This is a genomic window from Variovorax palleresanus (genome assembly GCF_051144945.1).
Taxonomy (GTDB): Bacteria; Pseudomonadota; Gammaproteobacteria; order Burkholderiales; family Burkholderiaceae_C; genus Variovorax; species Variovorax paradoxus_S.
Window position 1 is genome coordinate 175043 of the sequence record NZ_JBJNVP010000001.1, and the last position, 25421, is coordinate 200463.

At 65.0% G+C, this 25421-nt stretch carries 25 protein-coding genes; 17 read left to right on the forward strand and 8 right to left on the reverse strand.

Annotated elements, in window-relative coordinates:
- Positions 1-63 precede the first annotated feature (63 nt).
- On the reverse strand, positions 64-1371 hold the full coding sequence (locus ACJ7Z0_RS00780) for a RepB family plasmid replication initiator protein (protein ID WP_434788221.1): 1308 nt from the start codon (positions 1369-1371) through the stop codon (positions 64-66).
- Between the two features lie 596 nt (positions 1372-1967).
- Between ACJ7Z0_RS00780 and ACJ7Z0_RS00785 the strand changes: the two genes are divergently transcribed.
- From ACJ7Z0_RS00785 to ACJ7Z0_RS00810, 6 genes are all read left to right on the forward strand, one after another.
- Complete coding sequence (locus tag ACJ7Z0_RS00785; protein WP_434788222.1) at positions 1968-3203, forward strand: AAA family ATPase; 1236 nt, start codon at positions 1968-1970, stop codon at positions 3201-3203.
- A gap of 252 nt (positions 3204-3455) precedes the next feature.
- Positions 3456-4535 carry a ParB/RepB/Spo0J family partition protein gene (locus tag ACJ7Z0_RS00790; protein ID WP_434788223.1) on the forward strand — a complete coding sequence of 360 codons (1080 nt, stop codon included), beginning with the start codon at positions 3456-3458 and terminating at the stop codon, positions 4533-4535.
- A 714-nt stretch (positions 4536-5249) separates the two neighbouring features.
- Positions 5250-5510, forward strand: a complete 261-nt coding sequence (locus tag ACJ7Z0_RS00795) for a hypothetical protein (RefSeq protein ID WP_431121728.1) — start codon at positions 5250-5252, stop codon at positions 5508-5510.
- Positions 5507-7411, forward strand: a complete 1905-nt coding sequence (locus tag ACJ7Z0_RS00800; RefSeq protein ID WP_434788224.1) for a site-specific integrase — start codon at positions 5507-5509, stop codon at positions 7409-7411. The genes ACJ7Z0_RS00795 and ACJ7Z0_RS00800 overlap by 4 nt, the downstream gene beginning before the upstream one ends.
- 211 nt (positions 7412-7622) lie before the next feature.
- On the forward strand, positions 7623-8510 hold the full coding sequence (locus ACJ7Z0_RS00805) for an amidohydrolase family protein (RefSeq protein WP_434788225.1): 888 nt from the start codon (positions 7623-7625) through the stop codon (positions 8508-8510).
- A 79-nt stretch (positions 8511-8589) separates the two neighbouring features.
- Positions 8590-9504 carry a LysR substrate-binding domain-containing protein gene (locus tag ACJ7Z0_RS00810; RefSeq protein ID WP_434788226.1) on the forward strand — a complete coding sequence of 305 codons (915 nt, stop codon included), beginning with the start codon at positions 8590-8592 and terminating at the stop codon, positions 9502-9504.
- 25 nt (positions 9505-9529) lie between these two features.
- Here ACJ7Z0_RS00810 and ACJ7Z0_RS00815 read toward each other — a convergent pair whose 3' ends face one another.
- The 3 genes from ACJ7Z0_RS00815 to ACJ7Z0_RS00825 all read right to left on the reverse strand — a co-directional run bounded on the left by ACJ7Z0_RS00815 (position 9530) and on the right by ACJ7Z0_RS00825 (position 12171).
- Positions 9530-10507: a Bug family tripartite tricarboxylate transporter substrate binding protein gene (locus ACJ7Z0_RS00815; RefSeq protein WP_434788227.1), complete on the reverse strand. Its 978-nt coding sequence runs from the start codon at positions 10505-10507 to the stop codon at positions 9530-9532.
- Between the two features lie 41 nt (positions 10508-10548).
- Positions 10549-11586 carry a porin gene (locus ACJ7Z0_RS00820; RefSeq protein ID WP_434788228.1) on the reverse strand — a complete coding sequence of 346 codons (1038 nt, stop codon included), beginning with the start codon at positions 11584-11586 and terminating at the stop codon, positions 10549-10551.
- 162 nt (positions 11587-11748) lie between these two features.
- A complete protein-coding gene (locus ACJ7Z0_RS00825) occupies positions 11749-12171 on the reverse strand; it encodes a hypothetical protein (RefSeq protein WP_434788229.1) in 423 nt (140 codons plus the stop codon).
- A 71-nt stretch (positions 12172-12242) separates the two neighbouring features.
- Between ACJ7Z0_RS00825 and ACJ7Z0_RS00830 the strand changes: the two genes are divergently transcribed.
- Together ACJ7Z0_RS00830 and ACJ7Z0_RS00835 are read left to right on the forward strand one after the other, a co-directional pair.
- Positions 12243-12557 carry a hypothetical protein gene (locus ACJ7Z0_RS00830; protein WP_434788230.1) on the forward strand — a complete coding sequence of 105 codons (315 nt, stop codon included), beginning with the start codon at positions 12243-12245 and terminating at the stop codon, positions 12555-12557.
- Between the two features lie 130 nt (positions 12558-12687).
- Positions 12688-13419, forward strand: coding sequence for a P-loop NTPase family protein (locus tag ACJ7Z0_RS00835; protein ID WP_434788231.1), 732 nt, complete (start codon positions 12688-12690; stop codon positions 13417-13419).
- 170 nt (positions 13420-13589) lie between these two features.
- Here ACJ7Z0_RS00835 and ACJ7Z0_RS00840 read toward each other — a convergent pair whose 3' ends face one another.
- From ACJ7Z0_RS00840 to ACJ7Z0_RS00850, 3 genes are all read right to left on the reverse strand, one after another.
- Positions 13590-15038: an IS1182 family transposase gene (locus tag ACJ7Z0_RS00840; protein WP_434788232.1), complete on the reverse strand. Its 1449-nt coding sequence runs from the start codon at positions 15036-15038 to the stop codon at positions 13590-13592.
- A gap of 156 nt (positions 15039-15194) precedes the next feature.
- Positions 15195-15710 carry a nuclear transport factor 2 family protein gene (locus ACJ7Z0_RS00845; RefSeq protein WP_431121372.1) on the reverse strand — a complete coding sequence of 172 codons (516 nt, stop codon included), beginning with the start codon at positions 15708-15710 and terminating at the stop codon, positions 15195-15197.
- Positions 15711-16163: 453 nt separating this feature from the next.
- On the reverse strand, positions 16164-16628 hold the full coding sequence (locus ACJ7Z0_RS00850) for an Lrp/AsnC family transcriptional regulator (RefSeq protein ID WP_434788233.1): 465 nt from the start codon (positions 16626-16628) through the stop codon (positions 16164-16166).
- A gap of 145 nt (positions 16629-16773) precedes the next feature.
- Here ACJ7Z0_RS00850 and ACJ7Z0_RS00855 point away from each other — a divergent pair, with 145 nt between their 5' ends.
- The 9 genes from ACJ7Z0_RS00855 (at position 16774) to ACJ7Z0_RS00895 (ending at position 22864) form a co-directional block, all read left to right on the forward strand.
- Positions 16774-17544 (forward strand): LamB/YcsF family protein, encoded by a 771-nt coding sequence (locus ACJ7Z0_RS00855; protein WP_434788234.1) that lies wholly within the window; start codon positions 16774-16776, stop codon positions 17542-17544.
- Between the two features lie 19 nt (positions 17545-17563).
- A complete protein-coding gene (locus ACJ7Z0_RS00860; protein ID WP_434788235.1) occupies positions 17564-18568 on the forward strand; it encodes a Bug family tripartite tricarboxylate transporter substrate binding protein in 1005 nt (334 codons plus the stop codon).
- A gap of 8 nt (positions 18569-18576) precedes the next feature.
- On the forward strand, positions 18577-19788 hold the full coding sequence (locus ACJ7Z0_RS00865) for a diaminopropionate ammonia-lyase (protein ID WP_434788236.1): 1212 nt from the start codon (positions 18577-18579) through the stop codon (positions 19786-19788).
- A 169-nt stretch (positions 19789-19957) separates the two neighbouring features.
- Positions 19958-20158 (forward strand): hypothetical protein, encoded by a 201-nt coding sequence (locus ACJ7Z0_RS00870; RefSeq protein WP_434788237.1) that lies wholly within the window; start codon positions 19958-19960, stop codon positions 20156-20158.
- 114 nt (positions 20159-20272) lie between these two features.
- Positions 20273-20662, forward strand: coding sequence for a GNAT family N-acetyltransferase (locus ACJ7Z0_RS00875; RefSeq protein ID WP_434788238.1), 390 nt, complete (start codon positions 20273-20275; stop codon positions 20660-20662).
- Between the two features lie 87 nt (positions 20663-20749).
- On the forward strand, positions 20750-21034 hold the full coding sequence (locus ACJ7Z0_RS00880; RefSeq protein ID WP_434788239.1) for a hypothetical protein: 285 nt from the start codon (positions 20750-20752) through the stop codon (positions 21032-21034).
- Positions 21035-21585: 551 nt separating this feature from the next.
- Complete coding sequence (locus tag ACJ7Z0_RS00885; RefSeq protein WP_434788240.1) at positions 21586-21891, forward strand: hypothetical protein; 306 nt, start codon at positions 21586-21588, stop codon at positions 21889-21891.
- A 54-nt stretch (positions 21892-21945) separates the two neighbouring features.
- On the forward strand, positions 21946-22380 hold the full coding sequence (locus tag ACJ7Z0_RS00890) for a hypothetical protein (protein WP_434788241.1): 435 nt from the start codon (positions 21946-21948) through the stop codon (positions 22378-22380).
- Positions 22381-22435: 55 nt separating this feature from the next.
- Positions 22436-22864, forward strand: coding sequence for a hypothetical protein (locus ACJ7Z0_RS00895; protein WP_434788242.1), 429 nt, complete (start codon positions 22436-22438; stop codon positions 22862-22864).
- Positions 22865-23123: 259 nt separating this feature from the next.
- Here the strand turns inward: ACJ7Z0_RS00895 and ACJ7Z0_RS00900 are convergent, their stop codons facing one another.
- Positions 23124-25331, reverse strand: coding sequence for an ATP-binding protein (locus tag ACJ7Z0_RS00900; protein ID WP_434788243.1), 2208 nt, complete (start codon positions 25329-25331; stop codon positions 23124-23126).
- Between the last annotated feature and the right edge of the window lie 90 nt (positions 25332-25421).

The window sequence follows — 25421 nt, forward strand, 5'->3', positions numbered from 1 at the left end:
GCGGCAGATGACCTGCGCCAGCCATCATTTTAGAAAGTGATCGCAAACTTACGAGAAAGATGCCTAAATGCCGACGACGCCACGCTGCAGTGCGAAATCCAGCAGCACCCGGTCGGTCGGCTCCTCCGGCCAGGTGTCCTGCGCGAGCCAGCGGTAGAAGGTGGTGGCGGCCACGCGGCTTGCCGGACCGTCCCGCCGCCAGGCGCGCGCGATGGGGGCGGCCATCTGTTCGAGCCGCTCGGCCTCGAAGCGAGTGCATACCTCGCCCTGCATCGGCTGGGGCATCTCGGCGAACACGGCGCGCGCCTGCCCCATGCGGTCGTTCTCCCAGAGCTCTCGGATGCGCCGCAGCCGATCGGCCTCCGACAGCGCAGCCACAGGCGGCGCAAGCACGGGCTGCTGCCCGTTGCCGCCGGACGCAGGCTCCATGGCGGTGACGCCGGCATAGCCCTTCTTCAGCGCGTCCTTGAAATAGGCCGCCGGCGACTTGAGCTCCGGCATGGCCGTGTTGCGCAGCCGCTGGTCCACGTGGTCCAGCGTGGCGCGGATCTGCCCTTCATCGGTCGTGGCGTAGAGGTCTTGGGCCTCGTCCTGCTTGAGGCCCAGCGCGATCAGGCGCCCGACCAGCTCTAGGTCGAAGACGTTCCGGTTCGATGCACTGATGTCCCCCAGGCGCTGCTGGATCTTGGGAACGACCCTGAACTGGATCTCCTCGATCTTGCGGCCGCGCTTGTGCTCGATCAGCTCGAGTCCGAAGTCTTCGCACAGCGCGTCGATCTCGGCCAGCGCCTTGCTGATGACGTCGCGCTTGAGAAAGCGGTAGTCGACTTCCTTGATGTCGCTGCGGCCCGTCAGCACCGCGGCCCACCAGACGACGTCCTCGCGCATCGACAGGCGCCCGGGCGAGGTGAGATAGCGCGCGCCGATCTCGTACAGCACGGCGGCGGAATAGCTGCGCATCTGGCTGCTCATCTCGAGCAGCACGCGCGTGTACTGGTGCGGCTTGACCAGCCGCTCCTTGATCTCGTCCGGATAGCGCCAGGTCACCATGCAGGGCCGTCCCCTGCCCTGTTCCTCGATGGTGACGGTGCCGAGCAGCTGCGACGACACCCACCGCTTGAGGGAGCTGCTGCTGGTCGACCACTCGATGGTCGTGGCCTGCATGTCGCGCAGGTGCGATTTCAGCAGCTCGGTGTTGTTCGAATTGAAGCGGGCGTCGCCGATCAGTTCGCTGAGCGTCAGCTTGTAGACCGGCTCGTCCACGCCCTGGCGCTGCGAGTGGTAGAGCAGCGCGTTGTAGATGCGCCGCGAAAGCAAGGTGAGCCGCCCGCGCTTGGGGCGGATGGCGATGGCCTCGTTGGCCTTGGCCACGCTCTGCTCTTCGGCCGTGGGCGATTGCCGGGGCGGAGACCGTGACTGTGAATTTTCTTCCTCGACCATGGTCTGCTGCGGCAATAAAGTGGTTTCACATCATGCCTTTGCATTGTGATTCAGTCAATTCACATTAGGCGCGTAACGGTGCCTTGGTATGTTTGCAGATAAACACTTGGGATATTGAAGAGTTGAGGATGCGTTTTCCTGTGGTGTGACAGGTACTTACGTCCGCGGCTGTGAGATCGGTTGGGATTGAATGTGAGATTGGTTGGGGTTTGAAGTGAGCCTCGTTGGGAGACTGGCGCGACTTTTGTGAGTTCGGATGGGTTCCAATGTGAGTGGATATGGGTTGCCGCCCTGTCCACAGCCCGCAATGATGCGCAAAGCGCGCGATGAACCCGGCTTATCGGGTTCTGCAGGCACCCCAGCCCGGTTTGTGGCGGCATCCGAACCGCGCTCGCTGCCTTTAGGGGCCTTGATCCCCAACCGTCCTCACAATACTTGGCGGTGCGGAGACGGGCTTGTCGATAGAACTTGTCCATTCGACAGATTCTCATAGAATTGCCAGATTCTGTCGAATAAGGCCATACAAAATGTCAGTTCCCGTGCCGCCGGTCAGTGGAAACCTGGTTTCCACCGAGCATCAGGTTCCCCCCCGCCAAACCATCAACATGCAGAAGATCGCGGCGCTTGCCACGCGCGCCGGATCGATGGTGGAGCAGATCCGCGGCATGCTGCTGGCGCCCGAGGCCCGCAAGATCCCGCCGACCTACTCCACCGCCCAGCTGGCCGCGCTCTGCGGTGTCGACAAGGCCCATGTCGCCTACCGCATCACCAAGGAGGATCTCCCGGCCGGCCGGCTGACGCCTTCGGGCGGCAAGCGAACCTTCGAGCTCGATGAACTGCGCCGCTGGACCAAGACCTACCGCGCAGAAAAGATGCGGCCGGCGGGCCGCAAGGCCATCACCATCGCTGTCGGCAACTTCAAGGGCGGCGTGGCCAAGACCACCACCGCCATGGTGTTGGCGCAGGGGCTCAGCCTCCGCGGTCACCGCGTGCTGGCCATCGACACCGATCCGCAGGGTTCGCTGACCACGCTGCACGGCCTGTTGCCCGAGGCCGAGGTGACCGAGGACATGACCATCGGGCCGCTGTGCGACGGCAGCGAGAACGACATTCGCTACGCGATCCGTTCTACCTACTGGGATGGCATCGACCTGGTCGCGGCCGCGCCCTTTCTCTTCTCCGCCGAGTTCGCCCTCCCCGCCCGCCAGATGCAACAACCTGGCGCCAAGTTCTGGGACGTGCTGAATGAGGGCCTGGAGTCGGTGCGGGACCTGTACGACGTGATCGTGATCGACACGCCCCCTTCCCTGTCGTACGTCACCATCAACGCGCTGTGGGCCGCGAACGGAATCGTCGTGCCGGTGCCGCCATCGGGTCTCGACTTTGCGTCGTCCGCCCAGTTCTGGTCGCTGCTCGCCGATCTGGGCGGCAACCTCGACGGCCAGAGCAAGGACCGCGAGGGCAAGGCCTTCGACTTTCTCCATGTGCTGCTGAGCCGCGTGGACGCAGCCGATCCAGCCATGCCGGCCGTGCGGCAGTGGATCCAGGCGACCTACGGCGAGTACACGCTGCCGGTCGAGATCCCGAAGACGAGCGTGACCAGCAACAAGGCCGCCGAGTTCGCCACGGTCTACGACGTGCAGAAATACGAGGGTGCCGCCAAGACCTACAAGCGGGCGGTCGACGCCTACGATTCGTTCGTCGAACTGGTCGAACAGTCGGTGATCGGCGCGTGGACAGCGCAAGGGAGGGCTCTGCAATGACCGTGGTGCCAATGCACGCCACTCCGTATTCCGGTGGAAACCTGGTTTCCACGTCCCCGTTCCTTCTGTATGTTCCGGCAAGGCTGGAGATCGTCCAAACTGTGGAAACCTGGTTTCCACAGCAGTTCGCGCCGCACTCCGAATTCGGGGTGGCAATGCCGCAAGGTCCGCGGAAGGGCGCTTGCCGCGGCCGCTGGAAATCCCGTTTCCCGACGTTGAGCGCTGCGCATGCCGCGCCAAGGAGTGTCCATCATGGCTAGCACCCGCAAGCGGCTGGAGGCATTGACCGCCGGCCTGATGCTTCCCCAAGCCGCCACGGAGCCGGTCGCCGCACTCGCCGCGGAGGCGTCGCCCGTGGTGCCGCCGTCGGCATCCAACGCCGTGGAAACCAGGTTTCCACCAGCCGTCGGCGGAAGCCTCGCACCCCGGACGGGTCCGGGCCAGATGATGGCTTTCCGCGGCCAGATCCAGCAGGTCGAGGGCGAGATGGCGGCGCTGCGCGAAAAGCTCAGCCAGTACGAAGGCTCGCTGCCGACACGGAAGATGGACCCCAAGACGATCCGTCCGAGCCGCTGGGCCAACCGGCACGACGCCTCGTTTTCGAGCAGCGCGTTCGCCGGCCTCAAGGCGGACATCGAACACGCGGGCGGCAATGTCCAGCCGATCCTGGTGCGGCCGATCAAGGAAGAGCCCGGCCAGTTCGAAATCGTCTTCGGCCATCGCCGGCACCGCGCCGCGCTGGAACTCGGCATCCCGGTGCTGGCGTCCATCTGGGTCGACGAACTGGGCGACGCGGCGCTCTTTGCCGCGATGGATCGGGAGAACCGCGAACGCGCGGATCTGTCCAACTATGAGCAGGGCCTGATGTACCAGCGCGCGCTCGAGGAGCAACTGTTCCCGACCCAGCGCCAGCTCGCCGAGGCACTGGGCGTGAGCCACACCTGGGTGCGCAAGGCATTGATGGTCGCGCAGCTGCCGCAGGCGGTCGTCGAGTGCTTCCGCAGCCCGCTCGAGATCAGCTTCCGCCATGCCGAGCAGATCAATGCCGCCATGGAAAAGGATCGGCGCGGTGTCCTGAAGCGTGTGGAGAGGCTGCGGGGCCACAGCCTTGCGCCCGCGATGGTGGTCGCGCGGCTGCTCGATGCGAAACCGGGATTCGAACGTTCGGAAAAGCTCGACGTCGTTTCGGGCGGCCAGAAGCTCGGGACGCTGGTTCGCGCCAAGAGCGGCGAGATCACCATCACCCTCAGCCCTGAAGCCGCGACCGACGCCAGCCCGGAGGCGCTCGAGGCCGGTATTGCAGAGGCCCTGCGCAAGGCACGCACCTTGTGAGCGGAGCCGCCCAGGGGAGGGCGGCGCGGTGAATGTGAGAACGGTTGGGATTCTTTGCGCCTGGCCGACTCGGCAGATTTCGCCGCGCCGTTTGCCGTGCACGCAAGCCCTGGGGGCAATCCGCACTGAAAAAGAAGAAGGGCAGGGAAGGGCAGGGCGCCGTCCTCAAGCTGCACGAGACCCCACGCCGTTCTCCAGTCCTGCTTCAAGCGCTTGCGATGCCTTGGTCGCTGCCAGGCCCATCGTTTCCGAGCAACTGGCATGCAGCATATTGGCCCCTTCACGATCAGGCCGTGAACCTGCCCCCAGGGCCACACGGATTGCCGCTCTTCTTCTCGTCGCCGATGACGGCATTCCGGCGCCGCCGAGGCATGCGCTCGGCATCGTCCTGCCGCGCCTCGCGGATCCCGAAGACGATGCGTAAACTTGGCGCTCCCCGCCGCCACGGCCCCTTCGGGACCAACGGACCGGCGCGAATCAACGCGCTGGACATCCGCTGCTGACCAGATAAAATCGTTATTAATCAATGACTTAGGCGCGACACCTTAAGGAAGTGCGTTCTTGCAACACAAAATGTGTATTGATGATTACTTCAGTTATCATCAAGCAATTCATGACACAGACCATCGCTCCAGTGCCAGGCAAGCAGCAGCCCAAAGCCATATTCCGCCGCGCATCGACGAGCCGGCCGATCCTCGCCTAGGATCGGAAGACATGGCTTCCGTCCCCACACCTTCCCAGCTGTCCCATATTGACGACGACGAACTCGCTCGGCTTGCAGTGAGCTGGCGCGCGCTTGCGGGACGCGGCGACCGCGAAGCGTTCGGGATCGCGCATGCGCTCGAGGTCGAGCAGCGCCGGCGCACGCGCGAGAGCCAGCTGCAGCAGCTGCCGCCGGAGGAGCCCCCAGAGCCGCGGCCGTGGTGGAAGTTCTGGCAATCGACCGGCGACCGGAACCCGACATCGGCTTCATGAAGACCGGCACCGCGCGCAAGCTGCACCGGGGGCACTTTGCATTCATGCGGGCGCTGGCCCAGGGCCTGGACGAAAGGGCCAGCTGGGATCGCTACCTGCGGCTCGAAGGCGAACACACCGACCTGCGCACGGTGCGCCGCACCATCGCCTGGATCCGTGACGAGTTCGCGGCGGCGGCGCGGCGCGAAAGCAGGCCCGGCACCGCCCGCCTGATCCTGCTCGATCCGGATCGCTTCCCGGCGGCGCCGGCACTGCCGAGCCTTGCCGAGTTTGCCGCGGCGCAGGGCCTCGAAGACTTCTCCGAAACCGAACAGATCGAGGCCTACGAAGCAGCGTATCCCGCCACCGGCGGCGGGGGAGGGCAGGGCGCTCGCCCCTCGCGTCGCGCCCAGGTGATCGAGCGCCAGCTCGAAGCACTGCGCTGGCTCGAGAACCTGGTCGCGCAGGATCCGCGGCCGGGCGACAGCGTATTGGCCTGGCTCAATCCTTCGGTGGCCGCGCGCCTCGAGCGTGCCGGTGTGCCAACGCTTTCCGCGCTGGTCGACCGCGTCAACGGCATCGGCGCGCGCTGGTGGGCCCACGTGCCCGGCGTGGGTGAACTCAAGGCGGCGCGGATCCTCGACTGGCTGTGCGCCAACCAGCAGGCGCTCGGGTTGCGCATCGGTTCCCACGCCTTGAAGCCCAGGGCGCAGCTCGCGCCGCTGGCGCTGGCCGCGGTGGTACCGACCGGAACCGCGCTCGTTCCTTACGAAAAGTTCGTCCTGCCCGCCGAACTCGACGGCCGCGCAGGCAGCAACCGCGCGCCGCGCGAACGCTGTCTGCTGATGGCCGCGAATGATCACGAGGCGATCGGCGCGTGGCTCAGTGCCAAGCGCCCGGGCGATGCGACCGGCGAGCTGTCGGCCACCCAGCGCTCCTACCGCAAGGAGGCCGAACGCCTGCTGCTCTGGGCCGTGCTGGAGCGGCGCAAGGCGCTGTCGTCGCTCACCGTGGAGGACGCCATCGACTACCGCGACTTCCTGCTCGATCCGCCCGACCGCTGGTGCGGTGCGCGCCACCACCAGCGCTGGTCGCCGCTGTGGCGGCCGATGGAAGGACCGCTCGCGCAGTCGGCGCTGCGCCAGGCCATTGCGATCCTGCGAAGCCTCTACGCCTTCCTCGTGAACCAGAACTACCTGGTCGGCAATCCGTTCGCAACCCTCGCGCCGCCATCGAGCCTGCAGCAGCCGCTCGATTCGCGCCGCGCGCTGAGCTTTGCGCAATGGGACCACGTCGACGCGCTGCTCCAGGCGCACGCCGACACCGAAGCCCGGCGCCGGCTGCGCCGCGGTATGCGCTGGCTCTATGCGACCGGGCTGCGTCTGGCCGAAATCACAGGCGCGAAATGCGAGGACCTCGAACAGGTCGAGGACCGCATCGCCCACGGCGTGGCCGAGACCGGCTGGCAACTGGCCGTGGCCGGCAAGGGCGGGCGCGGGCGGCAGGTGCCCGTGCCGGCCGCGCTCGTGGCCGAGCTCGAGGACGAACTCGCGCGGCATGGCTTCGAGCGGCAGGTCGGCGCCGTGAGCAACCGCGGCATTCATGTGCTCGCTCGCTTCGACACCGAATCGCGGCGTCCGGTGGCCTGGTCGGCCTCGGGCCTGTACCAGGCGATCAAGGCCTTTGTCGCGCAGGCCTCCGCGGGCCTGCAGGGCGCCGAAGCGCAGCAATTGAAGAAAGCGAGCACTCACTGGCTGCGGCACTCGCATGGCGCCCATGCCCTGCGGGGCCGAAACGGCCAGGTGCCCGTGCCGATCCAGGTGGTGCAGAACAACCTCGGGCATGCCTCCGTGGGAACGACGGCCATCTACCTCACCACCGATCGCGCGCCCTCCCTGGCACCAGTGCGCGCCGCTGGCTAAAGGCAGGCCCGCGGCTGAGTGCACGTCGCATCGCACGCACCGGTGGTCCGCCGAGCCATACCGAAACTCGCTACCTGCTAGCGCGTTTGCATGCTCGCTAGCCGCCCCCGATCCGCGCAAGATCACGGCATGCACACAGTGGTCTTCTGCACTCCGATGCGCGGCACCCGGCCGCGCGGCCCGCTCTTCTTCAACCAACTGGCGGAGCGCCATGCCGGCTAGCACCATGGACAAGGACTGGCTCTGTTTCCATCCCGCTCCGTCGAAGCCGCGCTTCACGCCGCCGGCGGGTGCTGTGGACGCGCACTGCCACGTATTCGGCCCCGCCGCGCAGTTCCCGTTTGCGCCCGAGCGCAAGTACACGCCCTGCGACGCTTCGAAGGACCAGCTCTTTGCGCTGCGCGATCTGCTGGGTTTCGAACGGAACGTGATCGTGCAGGCGACCTGCCATGGCAACGACAACCGCGCGCTGCTCGACGCACTGGCGCACTCCAACGGGCGCGCACGTGGCGTGGCCTCGGTGGCTGCAGACGTCAGCGACGCCGAACTCGGGCGGCTGCATGAAGCCGGCGTGCGCGGTGTGCGCTTCAACTTTCTCAAGCGACTGGCCGACTTCACGCCGCGCGAAGTGCTGATGAGCATTGCGCAGCGCATTGCGCCGCTGGGCTGGCACGTGGTCGTGTACTTCGAGGCCCAGGACCTGCCCGAACTGTGGGACTTCTTCACGCGTCTGCCGACCATCGTGGTGGTCGATCACATGGGCCGCCCCGATGTGAGCCAGCCGGTCGATGGGTCGCAGTTCGAGCGCCTCGTGCAGCTGCTGCGCGAGCATCCGAACATCTGGTCGAAGGTGAGCTGTCCCGAGCGCTTGTCGCTGTCCGGTCCGCCGACGTACGACGACGTGGTTCCCTTCGCGCGGCGCCTGGTCGAGACCTTCCCGGACCGCGTGCTGTGGGGCACCGACTGGCCGCATCCCAATCTCAAGACCCACATGCCCGACGACGGCACGCTGGTCGACATGATTCCGCGCATCGCACCGACTGCGCAGCTGCAGCGCCAGTTGCTGGTGGACAACCCGATGCGCCTCTACTGGGCCTGAGACGGGCGCGGCGGTCGCGTCGAACGACCGGCCACAGGCTGCGCCTGCGCGGGGGGCGCGCAGCCCTAGACTACGCTTCATGGACCTCAAGCAGCTGGAGTACTTTGTCCGCGTGGCGGAGCTCGGCAGCTTCACGCGTGCGTCGATCGTGATCGATGTCGCGCAGCCCGCGCTCAGCCGGCAGGTGCGCCAGCTCGAGGTGGAGCTGCGGCAGAACCTTCTCACGCGCAACGGCCGAGGCGTCACCGTCACCGATGCCGGCAAGCTGCTGCTCGATCACGCCAGAGGCATCCTGCACCAGATCGAGCGTGCGAAGGAAGACCTCGGCCGCATGCGGGGCGCACTCGCCGGGCGTGTCGCGGTGGGCCTGCCGCCCAGCATCGCGAAGCGCATCGCCGTGCCCCTGACCCGCGCCTTCCGCCAGCAGCTGCCCGATGCGCGCCTTTCCATCACCGAGGCGCTCTCGAGCGCCATGCAAGAGTCGGTGACCGCGGGCCGCATCGACCTCGCGCTGCTCTACAACCCCGCACCGTCGGCCGACATCGACAGCGTGGTCATCCTCGAAGAAGACCTGTACCTGGTGGGCCCGGCGCAGCCCGGCGGCACGGCCGATGGCGAAGTCTCGCTGCGCGAGGTGGCGTCGCAACCGCTGGTGATTCCGACCAAGCCCAATTCGATCCGCATGCTGGTCGAGGCAGAGATGGCGAATATCGGTTGCCGACCGACGATCGCGATGGAGATCGATGGCGTGGCCGCGATCCTCGATCTCGTCATCGATGGGGTGGGGCTGGCCGTGCTGTCCTTGAATGCGGTGCTCACCGCGCCCCGCCCGGAGGCCTTTGCGACCCGCCGGATCGCGAATCCGCCGCTGCGCAGCCGGCTGGCCCTGGCCGTCAGTTCCCAGCGGCCCGCCACGCTGACGCAACAGGCCGTTCTGAAGCTGGTGCGCGAGGTGGTGAGCCAGACGATGAACGGGTCGGCGCCGCCCGCGTGAGCATGGGGCGCGGACCCCTGGAGGCTCACTGCTTCGGAATACCGGCCAGTCGGATGACTTCCGACCAGCGCTGAATCTCGTTCTTCAGGAGTTCTGACTGCTGCTGCGGCGTGCTGCCCTGCGCCTCCACGCCGATCTGGCGCAGCCGCTCCTTGACCTCGGGTGCGGCCAGCGCCGCGTTCACCTCTTTGCTGAGCCGCTCGACGACGGCCGGCGGCGTCTTGGCGGGCACCGCAAAGGCGTTCCATGAAGCCACGTTGAACTTGGGCGCGCCGCTCTCGGCGACGGTGGGCGTGTCCGGCAATGCGAACGAGCGCTTCGTGCCCATGACCGCGATCGGATGCAGCGACTTGCCGCTGATCTGCCCGAGGAGGGGCGCGAGGATCTCGACGCCGGCGTCGATCTGTCCGCCGCGCAGGGCCGTGATCATGGCCGGGGAGCCGTTGAACGGAATCACCTGCGCGTCGATGCCGGTGCTGCGTTTGAGCAGCTCGGCCGCCAGATGCTGCGTGCTGCCCACGTTGATCGTTCCGATGTTGACGGTGCCCGGATGCGCCTTCGCATAGACCAGCAACTCCTGCATGGTCTTGAACTTCGAGTCCGCGGAGGTCACGACGGCCAGGTCGAAATAGCCGATCGTCGAAACCGGCGCGAAGTCCTTCACGGTGTCGAACGGCAGGCGCTTGAAGAGGCCCACGCTCACGGCATTGCCATTGGACATCAGCAGCACGGTGAGCCCGTCGGGCGCCGCCTTGGCCACGGTGTCGGCGGCAACCACGCCGCCCGCGCCGGGCTTGTTGTCCACGATGATGCTTTGCCCCATCGATTCCGACATCTTCTGCGCGACGACGCGCGCCGTGAGGTCGGCCACGCCGCCGGGCCCGAAGGGCACCACGAGGCGGATCGGCTTCGTGCTGGAGAGCTGCGCATTCGCGCCCATGGCGATGGAGACCGCGGCCAGCACGAGCGCCGACCGCCGCGAGATCTTGAGGAGGGTGTTCATGGGGTTGTTCGATTCACTGTGGGACAAGCTTGCACAAGGTGTCAGAAGCGGTGCCGCATGCCGAGCACGAGGCTTCCCCGCCGCTCGTATCCGGTGAGCCGGTCCGAGAGGTAGACCGCGTAGAGGTCGGTGCGTTTGGAAAGATAGTGGTCATAGCCGAGCGCTGCCGTCGTGCGGCTCGTATCCGTGATGGGCATGTCCCTGCGTGTCTGCGCGACAGACGCCATGATGCGGCCGACGCCCACGGGCACCGCCACGCCGAGCTGCGTGGTCCGGGTCGTGGTGCGGATGTCGGGCGTGTCGGTATGAAAGTACTGGCCGTAGAGCTTCACCGCCTCGAAGTCGTACGAGAGTCCGGCCATCTGCGCCTTCTGGCTCGAGACCGGCGCCACCAGGCCCGGACCCGCCTTGACCTGCTGTGCCGAGACCACCGCGGCGAACGGGCCCTTCGCATAGTTGACGGTCAGGTTGACGTTGCGCACGCCGCCCCGGTTGGCCACCTCGCCAAGCCCATAGGCCGCGGACACGCGGAACCCCGCCATGTCGGGCGACGCGTACTGCAGGGTGTTGTCCCAGACGCTGTCGCCCAGCACCGCGCGGTTGTAGCCCGTGCTCCAGACCTGCAGCATCACCGGGCTCAGGTTGGCCGATGCGAGAAAGGGATTGAAGTTGCCGGTGGCCGCATAGAGTGCATTGGTCTGCCGGCCCGCACTCACCTGGCCGTAGGCGCCGCCGAGGCCGACATAGGCGTTGCGCGAGAAGTAGGGGTCGGCCGTCGTCCTGCCGAAGGTGCCGCTGTCGGCCTGGAAGAAACTCTCCAGCGCGAAGAACGACCGCAGGCCGCCGCCCAGGTCTTCGTTGCCCTGGACGCCCCAATAGGAGGTCGTCATGCCGCCGCTGTTCAATACCTTGGTGCGGCCGGGCTGGTCGCTGCGGCGCAGCGAACCCACGTACTCGTCGACGACGCCGTAGATGTTCACGCTGTTCGCCGCCGATGCGCTTTGCGCGAGGGCGGGAAACGATCCGAGCGAAGCGGTAGTGAGGCCCGCCGCAAGGCAGGCGCGGGTGCGCATATCCATCTTCTTGTCTCCGTGTTTTTTTGAAACGCCGTAGGTGTCTTGGGTCTTGGCCGGCGTGATGGACTATCGCCACTCCACCGGCCGTTCGCTATCCGACCCGGGCACTTTTAGATATGTCGCGGCGGCATACCTGGCGGTGGCTCGGGGTGCAGGCCTGCGAGGTCAGGCCGGTCCGCGCAAACCGCCCCGCTCGCAGTCTCGCTCCACCACCGGCACCTCGCGCCAGTTGAGCAGCCGCAGGCTCAGGCTGGACGAGAGCGACACCTTCAGGTTCTCGACCGTGCCGGTGCTGGAACCCACCGACAAGGTGGTGCCGTCGTTGCTGCTGCTGGTGAAGCGCAGGTCCGTCACCGCGTACGACACGGAGATATAGGCCGCGCTGTTCTCCAGCGCCGACTGCCCGGTGCCGAAGTTGACCACGTAGACTCGGCTGGTGCACGAGGGGCTGCATGCATCGGCCGTGGTGAGCGTCGAGGCGAACGCCACCACGCCGCTGGTGGTCGTGGGGCTGGTGATCATCCGCCAGGCGATGCCGCTGCTGCTGTCGGTGCCAAGGTCCTTGCGCCTGGATGCGTCCAAAAACAACGAGAGGCAGTTGCCGCAGCCGGACTGGGCGCAGCCAACCCAGTCGGCTGCACCTACGAGTAGGTGGACACATGCAGCCGCCACCGGCCAGAATCAGTTTTTCAACTGCCGTCCAGGCGAAGGAGCTCTTGATGAGTTTGGATTTCCCTTTTGGTCGCATGGCACTCGCCTTCTGCTTGGGTTCGCTGCTCACCGTGACTTCCGCGATCGCCGATGAGGCCACCAGCCAGGCGACAAATGAGCATCTCGTCGTCGAAAAATTGGCTGCTCGCACGGGGCCGGAGAGCGTTGTCGTAGAGAGTGCGGGCCCCTACGCTGATTCCACTCGCGCCCTCTTGGTGCGGGGAGGAGGCACTGGCCGTCAGGCGGAGTTTTTGCTGCGCTGAGCGATGACGTGAGGGCGCAGGAGTGCGCCGCTCCGCGGCCATTGCAGGAACGGCAGAATGCCGCCAAGCCGTCGGAGACGGCCACCAGCGGACACCGAGGACCGCTCCCTGAATCGCATACAACATCCGCATGAATCCCGTCGCATTGCCAGACCACCGGTCTTCCGAGCACCATGGGCTCGTCATCATCGAGGGCATCATGGGCTCCGGAAAGTCGACAACCATGAGGTTTGTCGCGAAGGCGCTTGAAGATGCAGGCCGGCCGGCACTTGGTGTTCACGAGCGCGCCGACCCGCACCCCGTCCGAGCGACCGATGAGCTCCAGCACTGGTTTGAACCCTGGCGCGAATCCACGGGTGAACAATTGGCGCGTCGAGCTGTTTCAAGGTGGCGCTCGTTTGTTGAAGAGGTTCGACTTGGCTCTGCGGTGCCCGTGTTAGACGGCCAGCTCTTTCACGGCGACCTTACCAATCTCTTCCTGATGGAGGTGAGCTTCGATGAAATCGCAGCGTATTGCGAGAGCCTTGCCCAGCTCATCGGGCCATTGCGCCCGCTCGTCATCTACCTGCGGCAGGAGAGCGTGGAGCGCGCCGTGCACACCGTTTGCGCAGAGCGGGGGGAGGCCTGGGTGAAGTATCAGGTCGACTGGAAGTTGAAGGGACCTTACGCGGTGCGCCGGAACTTGATTGGTCTCGAAGGTCTCATCGCCCTGTACCAGGACTATCGAATCATGACGGACGCGCTGTTCGACCGATTGAAGCTGGACAAGATGCCCATTGAGAACTCGAAGCGAGACTGGACGCGGTACAACCAGCAGATCCTCGAACGACTCGGCCTGGACAGCGTACCAAGCGCCAATTGAGTTGCGCTTTCACAGGCAGAATCCGGCCGAGGCTGTGTGGAAACGCACTCGGCACATGAGTATGCCGAACTCGGCCGCTCGACAGCGCACAGTAGAGACAGAACGCGGCCGTCGGGCCACCGCCGCAACAGTCAGACCGATCTACGCGGCGAGAGCGCGATTGCAAGGGCTCATGCCCCAGCCAATTGCATCGCCTTCATCGTTCTGACGAACCCCAACACCTTCATTACACGCTTGAAGTTGTAGGCCAGTACATGCAAGCTCATCTCGGTGCTCACATGCGCCAGAGTCCTGGTCAGGAAGTGGGTTGATCCCATCCAGTGTTTCAGCGTGCCGAACACGTGCTCCACGGTGCGTCGTCGCAAGGTCATGGCGTCGGGCTTGCGATCAAGGCGTTGCTGCACCCGATCAAGCACCGCTTCGTGTTCCCAGCGTCGGATGCGGCGGTAGCTGCTGGTCGTGCACTGGTCTCTCATGGCGCAACCAGGGCAAGCGCTGGGCCAATAGACGTGCAGCTTGTTGTCGTTCTTCTCCAGCGTGCTGAACCTGTAGATCGCTCGTTCACCCGCGGGGCATTGGTATTCGTCGTCCTTCGCGATGTAGACGAAGTCGGTCTTGTCGAAGCGACCCGCGGCCTTGGCGTTCGATGTCATCGGTTTGGGCACGAAGGCCGTGATGCCGTCGTCCTCACAGGCCTTGAGCTCCGTGCCATTGAAGTAGCCCCGGTCGGCGAAGGCTTGAAGTCTGGGCTTGTCCATAGCCTCGCGCGCAGCACGCGCCATCCTGTTGAGCTGCGCGCGGTCGTTGCCGACGTTCGTGACCTCGTGCGCCACGATCAAGTGGTTCTTCGCATCGACCGCCGTCTGGACGTTGTAGCCCACCAAGCCCGAACCCTTTGCCTGCGAGATCATCGAGCGCGCGTCGGGATCGGTGGTTGAACGCTGCCCATCAGGCTCGTGCCTCAACTGCTCCTTGGCTTCGTCGAGCTGGCGCATCTGATCGCGCAGCTTCCTGATCTTGTCTTGCAGTCGCTCGGTCTTGGCTTCGACCTCTGAGGGTTGTGTACGGTCCGCCGTCTCCAGTGCGTCGAGGTAGCGCTGGACGCTTTGCTCGATTTGTTGCTGGCGCTTGTCGATCTTGGCTGGCGTGACGTTGCGGTCCCGGCTGTTCACCGCCTTGAACTTGCTGCCGTCGATGGCCACGATGGCCTGCGTGAACAGCTTGAGTTCACGGCACATGGCGATGAAGCGCTTGCAGACATTGCGGATGCCAGCACCGTTGTTGTGGCGGAAGTCGGCGATGGTCTTGAAGTCCGGAGCGAGCCGGCCGGTGAGCCACATCAGCTCGACGTTGCGTTGGGCCTCGCGTTCCAGGCGCCGGCTGGACTGGATGCGGTTCAGGTACCCGTAGATGTAGAGCTTAAGCAGCACCGCGGAGTGGTACGACGGCCGGCCGGTGGCGGCGGGGTCCACGCCTTTGAAACCGAGTGCTTGAAGATCCAGTTCTTCGACAAAGACATCGACGACTCGCACCGGGTTGTCTTCGCCGATATAGTCATCAAGACACTCCGGCAACAACGCGACCTGCTGTCGGTCTTCGCCTTCGATGAATCGCTTCATGGGCACCTCGCAGAGAACGGGTGCCATGATTTTATTTAGATGAGTCCCGACGGCGAAGCGTTTTCACACAGCCTCGGCCAGGACCGGACATCGCGCCTCGTCCGCTGATGAACACCATCCGAAGTGCCCATGTTGGAGATGAGTCCGAATCGCTCGCTACTGCATTCCGTCTTTCTTCATTTCATCTATTGCCCAGCCCTTGTGCGAAGTGAAAAAGAATAGTCGCCACTTGCCGCCTTCGAAGCGCCAGCGGCTGAAGCTTGGGTCGCTCACGTCCTCACGCTTGTACTTACCATCGGTCTTGGGCGGTATCAAGCCGACCTGACGCAACACGACGCTAGCAGTCCCATCGGGCATCATGCGGACGGCCTTCACCTCCCACCGGAGATCGGTGTTCTTCACGTCGTACTCGAAGGCGGTTTTCACCGCCGCCTTGCCCTTCATGCGGCCGTAGTGGTCGAGCGATTGGGTAAACCAGACGTCCTCGGTCATCGAGCCCAGGCAGGCATTCACATCGTGCCGGTTCCAGGCTTTCTCGAACTGGACGATGGTGTCGCGCAGGGTGGCTTCGGTGCCGCTGCCCTGGGCTTTCTTCGGTTGCGCGCTGGCATAGCGCCCGAACGGCGTCGCTACGGCGGCCAACCCGATCAGGAGAGCTTGTCGCTTGTTCATGGTCCGGCACCTCCTGACCGCAGCTTGGTCGCCCACTCGAGCGTTGTCAATACAGGTCGCCCGTCAGCGAACTCACGTCAGGATTGGTCGACGCATTGGTCCACCTCAGGAGTCCACGACTTTCGAGCCCCTTGGAAGTCGGTGGGGACCAGAGCTCTTCGCGAGAATGCGCCAAGGGCGACCCTACGGAGACGCCGGCTTGAAGGTCCGCTGTGGTTTCGAGGAATGTCTCTTCTGAGCCCGCCTGCGCCGTTGCGAGGATGCGGCCAGAACCAGTCATTCATTGAGCAGGCTCAATTCGCCTCATTGGTGTGAGGTGGGACAAGCCTGCTGCCCAGACCCCATCCAGATGCGGTTGACCGCCAAGCCCCACCGGCAGCGCAGATCCTGTTTCATGGCCGCCTTCCGAATTTTTGCCTGCAGATGATGCGGCGCTAAACACTGGGCGACAGCTCAATCCAATGGCACGTCAAGGCTCACCTTCACGTGGTCCATCGTCACCAGCGTGCGAAAGCGCTTGACGTTGTTGCTCTCGAAGAAGAGCGCGCGGCTCAGCGCCGTGTACTGCGCCATGTCGCGCACGACGAAGATCAGGATGAAGTCCCACTCACCAGTGACGTAATAGCACTGCTGCACCTGGGGGCAGGCGCGGAAACTGCGCTTCATCGCGTCGAGAAGCTCGATCTGTTCGCTTTGCGTTTCAACCTGGGTGACGATGGTGAGCGGATGGCCCAAGGCGGCCGGTTCGAGCACAGCTGCGACTTTGCGCACCACGCCGTTGTCTACAAGGCGCTTGAGACGCCGATTGACAGCCGCTGTGGAAAGGTGGATGCGGTTGCCGAGCTCGCTTTGCGGCAGTGAGCTGTCCACCTGGATGAGTTCGAGGAGACGAATGTCCAGGGCGTCGAGTTCGGTCATGGTGTTCGGAGCGAGCGCAAAGGGATGGAAACGCAAAAACGTTGCGTAAACAAAGCCGATTCTGCACACCTATCCCGCGGCTTCGTCAATACCATTTCGTCTCGAACCGCATCTCCCGCAAATTCTCTTGGACAGGAACACATCCATGACCCAGGTCAACCTGAACGCCGACATGGGCGAAAGCTTCGGCAAGTACTCGATCGGCAACGACGAGGAGTTGATGAAGATCATCCAGTCGGCCAACATCGCCTGCGGCTTTCACGCAGGCGACCCGACTGTGATGACGCGCACGGTCCGGCTCGCTACCGAGAACGGAGTGTCGATAGGCGCACATCCGGGCTTCAACGATCTCTGGGGCTTCGGCCGCCGGCAGATCCGGATGAATGCGCGCGACCTCGAATACATGATCACCTACCAGATCGGCGCGCTGCAAGCGATCGCCCATGGTGCTTCGGCCAAGGTCACGCACGTCAAGCCGCATGGTGCGCTGAACAACATGGCGCATGTCGACCTCGAAGTGGCGACGGCGATCGCACGCGGCATACGCGCTGCGGACCCGGAGCTGATCTTCGTGGCCAATGCCTGCTCGGAGATGGTGACCGCGGGCCACGCGGCCGGACTGCGCGTCGCCGAAGAAGCCTACGTCGACCGAACCTATTCCGACACCGGTCTCATGACCTCGCGCACTGAGGAAGACGCCATCATCAAGGACGCGGAGGTCGCGGTACGCCAGGTGCTCTCCTTCGTGGAGGAGCAGGCCGTCATCACCCGGTCCGGCAAGCGGCTTGCGGCGCGCATCCAGACCTTCTGCACGCACGGCGACGAGCCGACGGCCGTCGTGCTGGCGAGCAAGGTGCACGAACAACTCAAGCAGCGCGGAATCCAGCTGGTACCGCTGACCGACCTGAAGTTCTGAACACGAGGATCCACACACCATGCACCTTCATCATCTCCATTGCGGTGCGGCTCGAAGGGCTGCGCTACTCACCATCGCCCTGGCTGGCATTGCGCTCGCCCACACTGGACCCACGCGTGCGGACACCTACCCCGAGCGGCCGATACGCATCGTTGTGCCATTTCCAGCGGGCGGGTATTCCGATGCGCTGGCCCGCATCATCGCGCTCGGCATGGGCAAGACCTTCGGCCAGGCCGCTCTGGTCGACAACCGGCCCGGGGCCGGCGGCAACATCGGCGCCGACTTCGTGGCGAAGAGCCCTGCCGACGGCTACACACTGGTGATGGGCACGATCGGGACCCACGCGATCAACGCTACGCTTTATCAAAAGGTGCCCTTCGACGGCGTTAAGGACTTCGCGCCGGTGGCCTTCGTGGCGGACGCGGAAACCGTGCTCGTGGTCAACCCCTCCGTGCCCGCACGCACGCCGAAGGAGCTGGTCGCGCTGGCGAAAGCCAAGCCCAATGAAATGACGTTCGCATCCGGAGGAGCGGGTACCACCGGGCACCTGGCGGGGGAGCTGTTCAAGGCGGCGACCGGAACCTCGATGACGCACATTCCGTACAAGGGAAACGCGCCCGCACTGACGGACCTTGTCGCCGGGCAGGTCTCGCTGTCGTTCGCGACGCTGCAGCCGGCGCTGCCCTTCATCAAGGCCGGCAAGCTCGTTCCTCTGGCTACGCTGGGCAAGACGCGCTCGCCCGCGCTGCCGAACGTGCCGACGCTGGAGGAGTCGGGGATGGGCGGGTTCGAAGTGCGTAACTGGACGGGCATCCTCGCCCCGGCAGGCACGCCGTCCGTGGTGCTGAAGAAGCTGTCGGATGAAATCGACAAAGTCATGCGCTCGGAGGAAGTGCAGGCCAAGCTGCAGAACGAGGGGCTCAAGTACACGCCGATGGGGCCCGAGGTCTTCAGCCGGTTCGTGAAGTCCGAAACTGACAAGTGGGCCAAGGTCGTGAAGGCGGCCGGCGTCCAAGCCGACTGAGCCGACGCATGCTCTTCAGCAATCCTCACGCGTGCCGGCGCGCCTATCCGGACGAACTGCGAGATATCCTGAGCATCGCGCAGGCCAGACGCACGCGAAGCTGGTTATCGACGTGGCCGATGCTTTCGCCCGAGCCGACACCGCTGTGGCGCCTTCCCGGCCTGGCGCGCGAACTCGGCGTAGCGGCGGTCTTTGTAAAGGACGAATCGAAGCGCTCGCCGCTGGGCAGCTTCAAGGCACTGGGCGCGCCGGCTGCGCTGGTGCACCTGGTCCTGCGCGAGCATCCCGGGTGGGATCCGGAAGACCTGCTACGCGGCGCCCACAAGGCCGAGCTGCGAGAGCTGGTCGTGATCACCGCCACCGATGGCAACCACGGCCGGGCACTGGCCGGTGCGGCTCGCAGTGTCGGCGTGCGTTGCGTCGTCGTGCTCCACAAGCACGTGAGCGCCGAGCGCGAGGCGGAAATCGCGGAACTCGGCGCCGAGATCATCCGCGTGGAGGGGAATTACGACGCATCGGTCGCGCATGCGGCGGAGCTCGCTCGGCAGAGCGGATGGCAAGTGGTCTCGGATACCTCGTACGAAGGATATGAGACCGTGCCCCGTGACGTGATGCAGGGCTATGGAACGATCGTCGACGAGCTGCTCGAGCAGGAAGGTGGCTCTGCACAATTCACTCACGTGATCCTGCAGGGCGGTGTCGGCGGACTGGCCGCAGGCATCGCCAGCTATCTGTGGGAGGCCTTCGGCGCGGCACGGCCCGCACTCGTCGTGGTCGAGCCGCGCCAGGCGGACTGCTTGCTGCAAAGCGCGATGCGAGGACGGCCGTCGCGGGCCACGGGCTCCGTTGATTCGGTCATGGCGGGATTGGCGTGCGGCGAGACCTCTCCGCTGGCCTGGCGTTTCCTCGAAGGCACCATCGACGGGTTCCTGACCATCGAGGACCATCAGGCCGTCGAGGCGATGCGGCGAATGGCCAGAGGCTCGCGCGAGGACATTCCCATCGTCAGCGGTGAATCCGGTGCCGCCGGCGTGGCAGCCCTCTGCGAACTCGCCCAGTCGGCGATGCTGCGCGCGCGCACTTCTATCAACGCGAAATCGAGGATTTTGCTGATCAACACCGAGGGCGCCACGGCGCCTTCGGTGTACCGAGAGCTTGCGGGCATCGATGCGGCCGAGGTCCTGCAAAGGCAGCGCGACTGGGCCGTCACAGCGACTTGAGTTCCCGCGGTTGGCGCCGAGCATTCTGAAGAACGACCGCGTCACCTGACCACACTTTCGACAAGATCGGAGTTCCGGACGACCCTCTCGAGCAACTAAGAGGAAATTTTTGTGCCGCGCGTCCACTCCTTCACGATACAAGATGACCGCAGGGAGGCAAACTGAGCCCATGCTCAGGGCACTGCTCTTTATTCTTGCTGCTCTCGTACCGATTGGCCTTGTTTATGCATTCGGCGCGTGGACCCTGCTTGCATTGTTCGGAATGACGGCCGCGACACTGCTGTTTTCAACAAGGAAAGCACGGGGAGCTGAGGCGACGCAGGGTGGCAGGCTTACCGGATACCACACCACCACGGCGGCGAATTTTTAGCCTCCGTGAACGGGGCGAAGAGGAGGCTGCGAAGTAAGCTTGACGGGCAGAATGCGGCCAAGACCGGACCTTTGCATCAACGGCACAATCGCGTGAATTTCAGGAGGAGCAGGTATGCAGATTCGTAGCATTGCTGCTTCCGATTTCGACGCGGTCCATCGCCTGCTCATGACCAGCGGGTGGGCTCATCGAGTCGGTGACGCAAAGGACCTCGGCCAACTGATTTCGGCGTCACAGCGAGCGGTGGTTGCGGTGGCAGACGACGAAATCGTCGGCTTCGCGCGCGCGATTACCGACGGAATTTCCAACGGGTACGTGTCCATGGTCGTCGTCGCTGAGCGGCATCGACGACTGGGCATCGGGCAGGCACTCGTTGAACGCCTCATCGGGTCTGAACCGAATATCACTTGGGTGCTTCGGGCGGGAAGAACGGGCGCTGCAGAATTCTTCGCGAAGCTGGGCTTCAGCGCCTCATCGACCGCCATGGAGCGCTCGCGACGATGATCGCCTTACGGAGGGAAGTCCGATGCAGGAAGGCAAAATGCCGCCAAGACCAGACATTCGAGCTTGAATGCGGAAGGTTGCTTGAGTATGGAATTGAGCGGCAAGAGCATCATCCAGGGCTTCTTCTTGCTCGCCTGCGCGACACTTCTCGCTCTGTTGTTCTTGGGTGCCTGGATGCTGAAGAAGGTGTTGCCTGAAGAACATCCGATGAAGAGCAGGCTGTCACCTGAAGGGCTTCTGCATATCGCAAAGATTCTTGCAGCAACGCTGATTGCGGCGTACTTTGTGGGTGCAGTAATCTTGTTAGGAAGGATGCGGCCAATGGCGGACCTTCGTCATACACTTTCAATAAACAAGATCGCCGCCGCATGAACATCTTGGCTGACATGATTGCCCTCGTTGCTGTGACTGGACTCATCGTCTGGATGTTCTTCAATGCTGGCCAAGCGGTCCCACTCGCCGGGTATGTTCTGGGTTCAGTATGCTTTCTACTCGTGCTCGGCATTTGGGGTCTGATTGCGGTTGACGACTTGGACGGTCCCGGTGCTAGCCTGGGTTTAGCGATCACATCTACGGTATCGCTCCTTTGTCTCGGCGCGGGAATAGGACTTGTCGCGGGCGCAATGAAAAGTGTTGCACCTGTCGTGGGCTTCGGGCTCGGATTGGCAAGTTTCTGCGCGATTCATCTTTGGATCTTTCGGTCTACCAGTCCATGGGTGGGCGCTTCGCTCCTGCTGGTTTGCTGCATCGGGGGCATGGCCGTAGGAGCATTTCAGAAGAGAGGTGCTCTCGGCCCCTGGGGCACAGCGGCGCCGACAAACCCATAGGCAAGAAGGCCACCACCTAAGCCGGTGACCAGCCCACGGCCGGCAAGAGTCGGCCACAACCAGACCTTCGTCGCTCCCCTCCAATTCACGCCCATTATGAGCAGCATCGGCTTAATTTTTCGCGAAGACCAAGATCTGACGACGCTGCCACCGGATTGGACTCCGGCGCCACTTGGAGCCAGACACTTGGTGAACGCTGCTGTGGTGCGCGCTCTTGGTAGCGAGGCGGCCACACTGTCGCTGCGTCTCACCATCGAAAGCCCGGATGAAAGTCCTGACCCCAGAACAATTTCGGCCGTCGGCGTTTGGGGCCCCCTGGAAAGTGCAGTCATCCGTGGGATTTGCCGCGAGCTTTCTGCTCGCTTTTATGATGCTGAGGCCGGTGAATTCATCGAACTTTAAACATCGCCAGTCGGCCAAGACCGGACCTTCGACCCTACCCTCTGACTTATTGCGATGAGCCAACTCTGCACCTTCGCGGGCGTCCGCATCGCTCTCCCCAACGGCTGGGTCGACATCAGCGACGACATGCCCGAAGGAACACCGCCCACCCTAGCAAAGTCGGATGGGGTCGGGGCACTGCAGTTTTCTGTAGGACGGTATCTTTCCGGCGCTAACCCACAAGTCAGCCCGGATGACCTTGACGCGATGCTCAAGGAGTTCGCCGACACACGTTCGCTTGGCGTGGCTGGGGACGTTGAACGAGGCAAGTCCGCAAGCCACTATGTCGGCGGGAGCTTCCTGCATGCAGGCGACGTGATCCGCGCCTGGTACTTGACCAACGGCTTCGACGTGGCACTTGTCACCTACGTGGCAGCGGCTGAAAGCGGCGATGCCGCGGCCGAGCTCGCCGACGCGGGCACCATCGTCAGGTCCGTCGAATTCGACTGAACGTCAAAGGGCAAGATGCGGCCAGAAGCGGAAGTCCATATTTGGAGGGAAACGGATGAAGTACCTCGATGACCTCATTGATCGATGGCACGCTGAAGGCCTGCATCTTTTGCCCGCCGCCTCAGAGGTCGAGGTCCGCAAAGTCTTTCGAGCCGTGGGAGCGGAAGCAACCGCTGATGTGATAGTTCTGTTCACATCCATTGGCGGCATGGGGGAAATGGACAAAGAATTCTGGCGTCTGTGGACGCTCGATGAAATTAAGTCCGAGAATGCAGAGCACTCGCCAAACGGCGTGCTGTTCTCGGACTACCTGATCGCGTCATGGTGCTTTAGGCTGAAGGCCAACTCGGACGGCACCAGCGCGGTCCTAGTGGATTACTTCGACGGTTCTGATCCGGTCGTGGTTGCCAACACACTCGGTGAGTTCTTCCGCTTGTATTCGACGGACGCGACTCGCTTGGTCGATCCAGCATCGCTCGACTAAGACGTAGTCGCTCAGCGAACGGCAGCATTCGGGATTTGGCAAGGACCGCTTCGGGCCCAAACCAGCCGGTGAGCACCACATCCGCAAGGGATAATAGGCGCCTTTGAGTACTGCGCAGGTTCAACGGCGCAGCGGGCGAAAGTCCTAGGGCGCGGGACGCCAGGGCCACCACGCCGCACCCCCTACCTCCTGAAGTTCAAAGGCGTTCCGCAGCCGAGTGTCCGGGTCGGCCGCACGGCTCGCCGCGCACGCAGCTCAGTCAGTGCGCGCCGGACGCCTGCAGCGACAGCCGTTGCGCTTCCAGCGCCAACGGAACGCGGACCTGGGCAAGAAGCCCGTGCGAGCCGGACTTGAGCACGACGTCGCCGCCGTGGGCGCGCGCGATCGAGCGGCACACGGCCAGCCCGAGTCCGCTGCCCATGGTGTGCGAGGCGCGGGCCTGCGAGGTGCGATAGAACGGCTTGAACACCAGCTCGAGTTCGCTGGCCGGCAGCCCCGGTCCGCGATCGCCGATTTCCACCACGGCATCGGGCCCGTCGGTGAACAGGCGCACGCGCGCCTGGTGGCCGTACTTGACGGCGTTCTCGATCAGGTTGTCGAGCACGCGGCGCATGCCGATCACGTCGACCTCCACCGGCGCTTTTTCCATGCGCTGCAGCTGCACGTCCTTGCCGACGAACACCGCCTGCTCGACCACGTCCTCCACCAGGCTCGCGAAGTCCATGCGCTCGCGCGCGCTGACCACCGAGGCATCGCGGATGAAGCTGAGTACGGAGCCGATCATCTGCTCCATCTCTTGTACGTCGTCGAGCATGCCGGCGCGAATGTCGTCGGGTGCGTCCTCGATGCGAAAGCGCAGCCGCGTGAGGGGCGTGCGCAGGTCGTGGCTGATGGCGCCGATCATCACGGTGCGGTCGTCGACGAAGCTGCGCAGCCGCGCCTGCATGCGGTTGAAGGCCTGCGCCGCGCGTCCGATCTCCGCCGGGCCATCGAGTGCCAGCACCGGTGCCACCGGATCGCGGCCCAATTGATCGGCCGCGCGCGCGAAGCCGGCAATGGGACGCACCAGCCGGCGCGAGAACAGCCAGCCCACGGGCACCACGATGGCTGCCGCAATCAGGAACCACAGCAGCACGCGGCGCTGCCACGCGTTCGGGAAGGACTCGGGCACCGGCTGCACCACCATCCAGCTGCCTTCGCGCGTATGGACCGCCGCGATGAAGTCGCCCTCCACGAATGGTGCCGGCGCCAGGCCGAACAGGCCGCGCGCGGCGGGGCGCACTGTTTCTGCGGCAGTCCCGGTGGTTGCATCGGCCGGCGGCGGGGTCAGGGGTTTGGCGGCGCTTCTGGGCTCGCGCGGCGCCTCGACGGCCGTGCGCGGCGGCGCTGCGTTCGCCGGCGCGGTGCTGGGCGGCTCCGGGCGCGTGGGCTCGGTGCGCGGTGGCGGCGCTGCGGGGGCTCGCACGGCCGGCGCTTCAGCCGTTGCAGGTGCCCTGCGTTGCAGCGGGCGTTCGGTATCCAGCAGAAGGCTTGGCGGTGTGACGGGTGCCGACAAGATGCCGGGGCCCATCGGCTGGCCGGGCATGCCGGGAGGCGGCGGCCCAGGCAACGGCGCCTGGGGCGCGGCGGCGCCCGGGGCGGCAAGGCTCGGCGCACCGGTGGCCCCGGGTGGCCCAGATGGCCGGGGCGGCAACGTCGCGGCACCGGTGCCGTCCGGACCGCCAATGCCTGCCGGCGGCGGAGCCACCGGACTGCCCAGGGAGCCCGCACCCACGAACCCCGGGCCCGGCGCAGTGGCGGGCGCGCCCGTCGCGGCACCTGGCGGGTCGCTTGGCGGAGGACCGGCTGCCGGCTGCTGCTGCTGCGCAGATCCACCCACGCTGCCCCCCGAGCCGCGCCCCACGCCGAAACCGCCGCCGAACCCACCCGGGCTTCCCCGGAATCCGGATCCGCCGGGGCCTCCGGGCCCCCCAGGCATCGAGGGCCCTCCAGGCCCGCCACCGGCCTGGACCCGCTGAAAGCCCGCGGGGCCGAAAGTGGTGGCGATCTGGCGTGCGGCCGCCTGCGGCGCGGCTTGCGTCGGCGCGGTGGCGACGGCGCCCGTGGTGCCTGCGAACGGCAGCGGGGTGAAGAAGTACAGCCGCACCTCGGCCTCGTCCCGTTCTATCAGGCGAGCCAGGTCGCGCCGCGAGCGCTCGGAGGTCAACCAGCCCTGCCCCTGGGGCTCAGGCGCGCGCGCCTGCAGCGAGCGCTGCAGCAGGTGCGCATTGCGGCCTTCGGCGTCTTTTCCTGAAAGTACGCGCGCGATGTCGCCCAGCTCCCATTGGCGCTGCGGCTCGGGCGGTAGCAGCATGGTCAGTGCCAGGGTCACGCCCTGCGCCACGACCAGCCCGCCCAGCAGCAGCGCCATGATCTGCAGCGCGAGCGGCGGGCCCGACCAACGTCGTGCGGTTCCTTGGGGGTTCATGGGCTGATGCTGGCACGGGCCGGAGGCGATGTCACGCCGGGCGGGGTGCCATCCGTGCTTTCGGTGTGCGAGTCTGCGGACCGGTTGTTG

Bases quoted from the DNA above. Each gene is read 5' to 3' on its own strand.
- ACJ7Z0_RS00785 (WP_434788222.1), top strand. From the start codon at position 1,968: ATGTCAGTTCCCGTGCCGCCGGTCAGTGGAAACCTGGTTTCCACCGAG.
- ACJ7Z0_RS00790 (WP_434788223.1), top strand. From the start codon at position 3,456: ATGGCTAGCACCCGCAAGCGGCTGGAGGCATTGACCGCCGGCCTGATG.
- ACJ7Z0_RS00795 (WP_431121728.1), top strand. From the start codon at position 5,250: ATGGCTTCCGTCCCCACACCTTCCCAGCTGTCCCATATTGACGACGAC.
- ACJ7Z0_RS00800 (WP_434788224.1), top strand. From the start codon at position 5,507: ATGAAGACCGGCACCGCGCGCAAGCTGCACCGGGGGCACTTTGCATTC.
- ACJ7Z0_RS00805 (WP_434788225.1), top strand. From the start codon at position 7,623: ATGCCGGCTAGCACCATGGACAAGGACTGGCTCTGTTTCCATCCCGCT.
- ACJ7Z0_RS00810 (WP_434788226.1), top strand. From the start codon at position 8,590: ATGGACCTCAAGCAGCTGGAGTACTTTGTCCGCGTGGCGGAGCTCGGC.
- ACJ7Z0_RS00815 (WP_434788227.1), bottom strand. From the start codon at position 10,507: ATGAACACCCTCCTCAAGATCTCGCGGCGGTCGGCGCTCGTGCTGGCC.
- ACJ7Z0_RS00820 (WP_434788228.1), bottom strand. From the start codon at position 11,586: ATGGATATGCGCACCCGCGCCTGCCTTGCGGCGGGCCTCACTACCGCT.
- ACJ7Z0_RS00830 (WP_434788230.1), top strand. From the start codon at position 12,243: ATGCAGCCGCCACCGGCCAGAATCAGTTTTTCAACTGCCGTCCAGGCG.
- ACJ7Z0_RS00835 (WP_434788231.1), top strand. From the start codon at position 12,688: ATGAATCCCGTCGCATTGCCAGACCACCGGTCTTCCGAGCACCATGGG.
- ACJ7Z0_RS00840 (WP_434788232.1), bottom strand. From the start codon at position 15,038: ATGAAGCGATTCATCGAAGGCGAAGACCGACAGCAGGTCGCGTTGTTG.
- ACJ7Z0_RS00845 (WP_431121372.1), bottom strand. From the start codon at position 15,710: ATGAACAAGCGACAAGCTCTCCTGATCGGGTTGGCCGCCGTAGCGACG.
- ACJ7Z0_RS00850 (WP_434788233.1), bottom strand. From the start codon at position 16,628: ATGACCGAACTCGACGCCCTGGACATTCGTCTCCTCGAACTCATCCAG.
- ACJ7Z0_RS00855 (WP_434788234.1), top strand. From the start codon at position 16,774: ATGACCCAGGTCAACCTGAACGCCGACATGGGCGAAAGCTTCGGCAAG.
- ACJ7Z0_RS00860 (WP_434788235.1), top strand. From the start codon at position 17,564: ATGCACCTTCATCATCTCCATTGCGGTGCGGCTCGAAGGGCTGCGCTA.
- ACJ7Z0_RS00865 (WP_434788236.1), top strand. From the start codon at position 18,577: ATGCTCTTCAGCAATCCTCACGCGTGCCGGCGCGCCTATCCGGACGAA.
- ACJ7Z0_RS00870 (WP_434788237.1), top strand. From the start codon at position 19,958: ATGCTCAGGGCACTGCTCTTTATTCTTGCTGCTCTCGTACCGATTGGC.
- ACJ7Z0_RS00875 (WP_434788238.1), top strand. From the start codon at position 20,273: ATGCAGATTCGTAGCATTGCTGCTTCCGATTTCGACGCGGTCCATCGC.
- ACJ7Z0_RS00880 (WP_434788239.1), top strand. From the start codon at position 20,750: ATGGAATTGAGCGGCAAGAGCATCATCCAGGGCTTCTTCTTGCTCGCC.
- ACJ7Z0_RS00885 (WP_434788240.1), top strand. From the start codon at position 21,586: ATGAGCAGCATCGGCTTAATTTTTCGCGAAGACCAAGATCTGACGACG.
- ACJ7Z0_RS00890 (WP_434788241.1), top strand. From the start codon at position 21,946: ATGAGCCAACTCTGCACCTTCGCGGGCGTCCGCATCGCTCTCCCCAAC.
- ACJ7Z0_RS00895 (WP_434788242.1), top strand. From the start codon at position 22,436: ATGAAGTACCTCGATGACCTCATTGATCGATGGCACGCTGAAGGCCTG.
- ACJ7Z0_RS00900 (WP_434788243.1), bottom strand. From the start codon at position 25,331: ATGAACCCCCAAGGAACCGCACGACGTTGGTCGGGCCCGCCGCTCGCG.